This window comes from Finegoldia magna (genome assembly GCF_018371055.1).
In the GTDB taxonomy this organism is placed as follows: domain Bacteria; phylum Bacillota; class Clostridia; order Tissierellales; family Peptoniphilaceae; genus Finegoldia; species Finegoldia magna_I.
In genome coordinates this window covers 1-1,307 of record NZ_JAGYZD010000337.1, presented here as the reverse complement: position 1 = coordinate 1,307, position 1,307 = coordinate 1, and the positions used below count along the sequence as shown (strand labels likewise).

The following is a 1,307-nucleotide window of genomic DNA, read 5'->3' as shown; positions in this document are numbered from 1 at the left end:
AATAATATCACAAAGCTTGTGGGAATTAAAGGTATTAAATTAGAAAAAGTAGAAGAAACAGAAGATAAGATAACAATAACAGGTAAATGTAAGAAAAGACCTAAAACATGTCTATGCTGTGGATCAAAAAAGATAGAAATACATGACCATAGACAACAAAACATAAGAGATTTATCATATAGAGACAAACAAGTAATATTAAAAATAGACATAAGACGATTTAAGTGTAGAGAATGTGGAAAAAGATTCACAGAAGACAAGCCATTCGTATCAAAACATTGCCAAATAACAAAAAGACTAAAAAGAAGAGTATTAGAAGAATTTAAAAACAAAATATCCATCAAAGATATAGCTAAAAAATTTTACATTTCACCCAAAACAGTCTTAAACATAATAGATACAGTAGAAATAAAAAGACTAAAACTAGGAGAAGTCCTAAACATAGACGAATTCAAAGGAGATTCAGGAGGAGAGAAATACCAGACGATAATAGCAGATAGTCAAAACAAAAAGATATTAGACGTACTACCAACAAGAAAATTTGATTACTTAGATAAATACTTTAGTCAAATACCAAAAGAAGAAAAAGATAAAGTAAAAATCTTCGTAAGCGATATGTATAGACCATATAGAGATATAAAGAAAAAACACTTTCCAAACGCAAAACATCTAATAGACAGATATCATTTCATAAGACAAGTAACATGGGGATTTGAAAATACAAGAATATCAGAATCAAAAAAGATGAAAAAACAAGAAAGAATACACTTTATGAGAAGTAAATCCCTTCTGACAAAACCAATGATAAAACTTGAAGATGACGAAAAGATAAAAGTATCAATAATGTTAGAAAGAAACGAAGAAATAAGAAAAGCATACCTAACAAAAGAAACCTTCTACAACCTAGTTATGAAGAGTGAAAACAAAGAGAAAGCTCAAAGAAACATACAAGGTTGGATAGTTTACCTGTTAGAAGATGGATCCATTAAATGGAGGTCCTGTCTAACAGCATTTAAGAACTGGATAGAACAAATATCAAACAGTTTTGATTACGAATTTACAAATGGATATGTAGAAGGAATTAACAATAAAATAAAAGTATTAAAGAGAATAACATTTGGAATGAAAAATTTCAAAAGATTTAGAAATAGAATATTAGCACTTGAATAATATACAAGAACTGAATAAAAGAATTAGCTTTTAGGAAAATAAGCCTATAGGCTTATTAAGTGACGCTAAAAACAGGTAGAAAGTGACTATTAAGATAGGTCTTTTAAAAGTAAGTGAATAATGATGTATAATTAAGA

The 1,307-nt window shown here is 27.9% G+C and carries 1 protein-coding gene; it reads left to right on the top strand.

Annotated elements, in window-relative coordinates:
* Positions 1-1,170, top strand: a 1,170-nt coding sequence (locus KHW44_RS09695) for an ISL3 family transposase (protein WP_304068919.1), incomplete at its 5' end; no start/stop codon positions are given.
* Positions 1,171-1,307 lie beyond the last annotated feature (137 nt).